Below are 5,778 nucleotides of genomic sequence, written 5' to 3'. Positions count from 1 at the left end.
GAGGCCTTCATGCCGCCGAAACCGCCGTCGATGATCAGGTCGACCTGATGCTCGAGGATTTGCCGGATTTCGTAGGGGTCGGTCAGCGGATCGGTCTCGCCGGGCATGATCAGCGTCACGCTCATCAAGGGCTCACCCAGCTCCGCCAGCAGCGCCAGGGCAATGGGATGGCTCGGCACGCGTAGGCCGATGGTGCGTTTTTTTGGATGCAACAACAGCCGCGGGACTTCCCGGGTGGCATTCAGGATAAAAGTATAAGGGCCCGGTAGATGGGCCTTGAGCAGGCGGAAAGTGCCGGTGTCGATCTTGGCGAACAACCCCAACTGCGAAAGATCGCTGCAGATGAGCGCGAAGTTGTGCTTGTCATCCAGCTGACGCAGGCGTCTGACTCGCTCGACGGCATTCTTGTCGCCGATCTGGCAACCGATGGCGTAGGACGAGTCGGTGGGATAAACCACCACGCCACCGCCACGGATGATTTCCACGGCCTGTTTGATCAGGCGCGCTTGCGGGTTTTCCGGATGAATCTGGAAAAATTGACTCACGTGTTCTACCTGTTCAGACGTCGGCGATAACGGGATCATGTTTGAATCTACACCATAGTGGTGGCAGATCTTCCGGCAACGGGCGGTATTCGCCAATCTCGGACCAGCCCCCCGGGCCATGGAAATCACTGCCGGCAGTCACCAGCAGTCCAAACTCCCGGGCGAGGATCGCCAGGCTGCCGACCTGCTCGGCCGGCTGATGGCCATTGACCACTTCGATGGCATGGCCCCCTGCTTGAATATAGTCGGCTATCAGGCGGCGGCGCTTGCTGCGGGTGAAATCATAGTGCCAGGGATGCGCCAGGCTGATCCAGGCGCCGGCGGCTCGCAGCGTCCCGACCGTTTCCTCCAGGGTCGGCCAGTGTTGCTTGACGTCCCCCAATTTGCCCGCCCCCAACCATTTGCGGAAGGCTTCGGCGCGATCCTTGACGAAACCTTCGCGCACCATCCAGTCGGCAAAATGTGGCCGGGCCGGCGCGTTGCCGCTGTCGCCCAGTTCCTGCTGGATCTGCCGCGCGCCTTCCAGCGCACCGGGCATGCCCTTGAGGGCGAGCTTGCGGCTGATCTCCTCTGAGCGCAGCCAACGACCATCGCGCAACTCGGCAATGGCCTGGACCAGGGACGGTGCCGTCACATCAAAACCATAGCCCAGCACATGAATGGTCGCCCCGCCCCAGGTACAGGACAGCTCGACCCCGTTGACCAACTGCATGCCCAGCGCAGTCGCGGCGCCGCGGGCCTCGTCGAGGCCTTCGAGGGTATCGTGATCGGTCAGGGCCAGGACTCGCACGCCGTGCTCGAACGCCCGCGCCACCAGAACCGCAGGCGCCAGGGCGCCATCGGAGGCCGTGCTATGGCAGTGCAAATCAACATTCACGGGACTTTGTTACCTCAAATCAGCTGGCCCTATCGCGGCCAAGGATGTTTGTTATTATGCCGCCACATCCTGCTCCTGGCTGCCACTGTGAAACAATTCATCGATTTCATCCCGCTCCTGCTGTTTTTCATCGTCTACAAACTTGATCCCCGGACCGTCGACATCGCCGGTCACGCCTTGACTGTAGGCGGTATCTATAGCGCCACCGCAGTGCTGATCATCAGCTCCCTGGTGGTCTACGGCGCGCTGTTCATCTCCCAGCGCAAGCTGGAGAAGAGCCAGTGGCTGACCTTGATCGCCTGCCTCGTGTTCGGCAGCCTGACCCTGGCCTTCCACAGCGAAACCTTCCTTAAATGGAAGGCCCCGGTGGTCAACTGGCTGTTCGCCCTGGCCTTCATCGGTAGCCACTTCATCGGCGATCGCCTGCTGATCAAGCGCATCATGGGCCACGCCCTGAGCCTGCCTGACGTGATTTGGACCCGCTTGAACATCGCCTGGATCGCATTTTTCCTGTTCTGTGGCGCCGCCAACCTGTTCGTTGCGTTCACGTTCCAGGAGTACTGGGTCGACTTCAAGGTCTTCGGTAGCCTGGGCATGACGTTGCTGTTCCTGATTGGCCAGGGCATCTACCTGTCCCGTCACTTGCACGATGCCGACCCCACCACGCCAAAAACCGAGGACTGACATGCTCTACGCAATCATCGCCACCGACGTCGCCAACTCCCTGGAAAAACGCCTGGCCGCCCGCCCCGAGCACCTGGAGCGCCTGCAACAGCTCAAGGCCGAAGGCCGCATCGTGCTCGCCGGCCCGCACCCGGCGGTGGACAGCAGCGACCCGGGCGCTGCCGGTTTTACGGGCAGCCTGATCGTGGCCGAGTTCGAGTCCCTGGCCGCCGCGCAAGCCTGGGCCAAGGCCGACCCGTTCGTAGCGGCCGGCGTCTATGCCAATGTCGAGGTCAAGCCGTTCAAGCAAGTCCTGCCATAAATCCCCCGGCGCAATGAGCCTTCCTGGCTGATTGCGCTCAATGGCTCATTGTTCTCGTCCGCCTGCCGACAACCTGTCTAATCTGCTTAATCTCGATTGGAATTCAGGAGTTGCAATGCGCAAAGGTCCGTTGTGCCTGTTGTTGGTCACGTTGGCGATCGGGGCTCCCGCCCATGGCGAGGAAACCTCCGAAACCGGTCATTCGACGCCCTTATCCCTGAGCGCAGGCGGCCAGATCGCCGAATTGCAGCAACGCTTGAAAGACAGCGAGCGTATGCGCGAAGAACTGACCCAACAACTGCAGAACGCCAATAGTGAACGAGAGACTGCGCTGGTAGGGCGTTTGCGCCAGGAAAACCAGCGCTTGAAACTGCAGCTCAAGGAAACCCAGGCCAGTCCCCTGCCACGCCTGCTGACCGATCAGCAACAATGGTTCGTGGTGGGCGCTGGGGTAGCGCTATTGGCCCTGCTCTGCGGTATCTTTGCCAGCGGTGGACGTAGACAACGTCGGCAATGGCTAAATTGAGTGAGTCATGAGCGAGCTGTTACTGATAGATGATGACCAGGAGCTGTGCGAGCTCCTCGTCAGTTGGTTGAGCCAGGAAGGGTTCCAGGTCCGCGCTTGCCACGATGGCCAGAGCGCCCGCAAGGCCCTGGCCGAAACCGCCCCGGCGGCGGTGGTGCTGGATGTGATGCTGCCCGATGGCAGTGGCCTGGAACTGCTCAAGCAACTGCGCAACGATCACCCGGAGTTGCCGGTGCTGATGCTCTCGGCCCGTGGCGAACCGCTGGACCGCATCCTCGGCCTGGAACTGGGCGCCGACGACTACCTGGCCAAGCCCTGCGACCCACGGGAACTGACCGCCCGCCTGCGCGCCGTGCTGCGTCGCAGCCACCCGACAGCCGTGTCCAGCCAGATCGAACTGGGCGACCTCACTTTCAGCCCGGTACGTGGCGTGGTCAGTATCGACGAGCAGGAACAGACGCTCACTGTGTCCGAAAGCCGCCTGCTCGAAGCGTTGCTCAAGCAGCCAGGCGAGCCGCTGGACAAGCAGGAGCTGGCGCAGCTCGCCCTGGGCCGCAAGCTGACCTTGTACGACCGCAGCCTGGACATGCACGTGAGCAACCTGCGCAAGAAAATCGGCCCCCACCCCGACGGCCGTCCACGGATAGTGGCGCTGCGTAGCCGCGGTTACTACTACAGCCTTTGAACACGGCTTGGACCAAGAGACATGGCTATCCCTGTGGCGAGGGAGCTTGCTCCCGCTCGGTTGCGCAGCAACCGCAAGATCTTTGGGGCCGCTTCGCCCGAGGCGTCGGACCGTCCCAGCGGGAGCAAGCTCCCTCGCCACGGGGATTGCGTTCAGACTCCGAGGTTTGTCAGGTCTGCACAAAAACGTCTTTACCCAAGCTTTACCCACCCCTGACCGCCGCTGACCTTGATCTCCGTAATCTGGACACATCCGGAACTGACCGGGAACGAGACAAGGAGAAACACCATGCGCAAGACTCTTACCGCCCTGCTGTTCGCCGCCGCCCTGCCGACCGTGGCCATGGCCATGCCCGAAGGTCCCGGCCCAATGGGGCCGATGGACGGCCCGCGCCACGGTGGCCAGATGCATGACAGAGGTCCCTACAGCCAACTGGACCTGAGCCACGAGCAACGCCAGCAGATTCGTCGGATCATGGGCGAACAACGCCACGAGCAACGTGAACTGGTGGACAAATACCTGGCCAAGCTGTCGCCAGCCGACCAGAAAGCCATGAAGGACGACATGGAGGCTCGGCATCAAAAGGTCGATGCGCAGATCCGTGGACTGTTGAAGCCGGAACAGCAGAAAGAATTCGACGCGATCCAGAAGAAGCAGGCCGAACGTCGGGCCGAGTGGGCCGAATTCAAGGCCTGGAAAGCGCAACAGCCGCAAAAAGCGCAATAATGCCCTGAAGTACCACCAGCCCAACGGCACATCGCCGTTGGGCTTTCTTTGTTTTCGAGGATAAATCCGTGCGTTCATTGTTCTGGCGCGTCCTGGCCAGTTTCTGGCTGGCCATCGCTCTGGTGGCGGGACTTTCGATCCTGATGGGCCACATGCTGAACCAGGACGCCTGGATCCTCAGCCGTCATCCAGGCCTCAATACCCTGGCCGAAGAGTGGACGCAGACTTACGAAAGCCAGGGCGAAGACGCCGCCCAGGACATCCTCCAACAGCGCAAGCGCCAGTATCACATCGACGTCCAAGTGCTCAACGAAAGTGGCGACCCGGTGGTGCGCGGCACCTTTCCGCACCGTGCCGCCGCGTTCGAGGCGCGCCAGAACAACGACGACCGACGCTTGCCCTGGCGGCGCCTGACCGACGAGTTCACCAGCGCCAAGACCGGCGACACGTACCTGTTCATCTACCGTATCCCCCATCCCGAACTGGACGCCTGGCATCGCGAAAGCCTGCTCTGGCCCCTTAGCGCGCTGGCGATCGCACTGGTGGTGCTGACCCTGTTCAGCCTGTTGGTGACCCTGTCCATCACCCGGCCGCTGAGCCGATTGCGCGGCGCGGTGCATGACCTGGGGCAAGCGGCCTATCAGCAGAACAGCCTCGCCAAGCTGGCCAACCGCCGAGACGAATTTGGTGTGCTGGCCACGGATTTCAATCGCATGGGCGCGCGCCTGCAAAGCCTGATCGCCAGCCAGCGCCAACTGCTGCGCGACGTTTCCCACGAATTGCGCTCGCCCCTGGCCAGGCTGCGCATCGCCCTGGCACTGGCGGAGCGCGCCAGCCCCGAAGAGCGTGAAAAACTGTGGCCGCGCCTGACGCGCGAGTGTGATCGCCTGGAAGCGCTGATCAGTGAGATCCTGGTCCTGGCTCGCGTCGATGCCGACAATGCCAGTGCCGAAGAGGTCGATCTCAATGGCCTGCTGATCAACCTGCAAAAAGACGCCCAGATGGCTTCACCGGAGCAGACCGTGCAGTTGGAAACGGAGCCGAACCTGACCCTCAAGGGCTGGCCGACCATGATCGAGCGTGCGGTAGACAATTTGTTGCGCAACGCCCAGCGCTTCAGTCCGGACGGGCAGCCCGTCGAAATGCGCGCGGTGCGCCAGGGGGAGCGAATCCTGGTCAGCGTGCGCGATCACGGACCAGGCGTCGAGGCCGAGCATCTGGGCCAACTGGGCGAACCGTTCTATCGCGCGCCCGGCCAGACCACCGCCGGCCACGGCCTGGGCCTGGCGATCGCCCGGCGCGCAGCCGAACGCCACGGCGGAGCGTTGGTATTGGCCAACCATCCCGAGGGCGGGTTCATCGCGACATTGGAATTGCCGTTGGTGCCGGGGGCGGTAGTCCAGCCGTAACACACCGCATTGGAGCTGCCGAAGG

8 protein-coding genes are annotated in these 5,778 nt (G+C 62.4%); 6 read left to right on the top strand and 2 right to left on the bottom strand.

Annotated features, from left to right (window positions below; genetic code table 11):
* Both OC610_RS19945 and OC610_RS19940 read right to left on the bottom strand, forming a co-directional pair.
* Window positions 1-545 (bottom strand): L-threonylcarbamoyladenylate synthase (locus OC610_RS19945; protein ID WP_264430117.1); only part of this gene is annotated, 545 nt, incomplete at its 3' end.
* A gap of 13 nt (window positions 546-558) precedes the next feature.
* Complete coding sequence (locus OC610_RS19940; RefSeq protein WP_264430113.1) at window positions 559-1,422, bottom strand: PHP domain-containing protein; 864 nt, start codon at window positions 1,420-1,422, stop codon at window positions 559-561.
* Window positions 1,423-1,509: 87 nt separating this feature from the next.
* On the opposite strand from OC610_RS19940, the gene OC610_RS19935 reads away from it, so the two are divergent.
* The 6 genes from OC610_RS19935 to OC610_RS19910 all read left to right on the top strand — a co-directional run bounded on the left by OC610_RS19935 (window position 1,510) and on the right by OC610_RS19910 (window position 5,753).
* Window positions 1,510-2,106, top strand: coding sequence for a septation protein A (locus tag OC610_RS19935; RefSeq protein WP_264430111.1), 597 nt, complete (start codon window positions 1,510-1,512; stop codon window positions 2,104-2,106).
* A gap of 1 nt (window position 2,107) precedes the next feature.
* Complete coding sequence (locus OC610_RS19930) at window positions 2,108-2,407, top strand: YciI family protein (RefSeq protein WP_264430108.1); 300 nt, start codon at window positions 2,108-2,110, stop codon at window positions 2,405-2,407.
* Window positions 2,408-2,522: 115 nt separating this feature from the next.
* Window positions 2,523-2,933 (top strand): translation initiation factor 2, encoded by a 411-nt coding sequence (locus OC610_RS19925; RefSeq protein WP_264430106.1) that lies wholly within the window; start codon window positions 2,523-2,525, stop codon window positions 2,931-2,933.
* A gap of 7 nt (window positions 2,934-2,940) precedes the next feature.
* On the top strand, window positions 2,941-3,618 hold the full coding sequence (locus OC610_RS19920) for a response regulator transcription factor (protein WP_181288582.1): 678 nt from the start codon (window positions 2,941-2,943) through the stop codon (window positions 3,616-3,618).
* 288 nt (window positions 3,619-3,906) lie between these two features.
* Window positions 3,907-4,344, top strand: a complete 438-nt coding sequence (locus OC610_RS19915; RefSeq protein WP_264430104.1) for a Spy/CpxP family protein refolding chaperone — start codon at window positions 3,907-3,909, stop codon at window positions 4,342-4,344.
* A 68-nt stretch (window positions 4,345-4,412) separates the two neighbouring features.
* Window positions 4,413-5,753 (top strand): sensor histidine kinase, encoded by a 1,341-nt coding sequence (locus OC610_RS19910; protein ID WP_264430102.1) that lies wholly within the window; start codon window positions 4,413-4,415, stop codon window positions 5,751-5,753.
* The last annotated feature ends 25 nt before the right edge of the window (window positions 5,754-5,778 follow it).

The organism is Pseudomonas agronomica (assembly GCF_025917275.1).
Taxonomy (GTDB): domain Bacteria; phylum Pseudomonadota; class Gammaproteobacteria; order Pseudomonadales; family Pseudomonadaceae; genus Aquipseudomonas; species Aquipseudomonas agronomica.
The sequence above is the reverse complement of the archived record's forward strand: the minus strand, read 5'-3'. Positions and strand labels throughout refer to the sequence as shown.

Coding starts and splice junctions, on each gene's coding strand:
- OC610_RS19930 (WP_264430108.1), top strand. CDS start 2,108: ATGCTCTACGCAATCATCGCCACCGACGTCGCCAACTCCCTGGAAAAA.
- OC610_RS19925 (WP_264430106.1), top strand. CDS start 2,523: ATGCGCAAAGGTCCGTTGTGCCTGTTGTTGGTCACGTTGGCGATCGGG.
- OC610_RS19920 (WP_181288582.1), top strand. CDS start 2,941: ATGAGCGAGCTGTTACTGATAGATGATGACCAGGAGCTGTGCGAGCTC.
- OC610_RS19915 (WP_264430104.1), top strand. CDS start 3,907: ATGCGCAAGACTCTTACCGCCCTGCTGTTCGCCGCCGCCCTGCCGACC.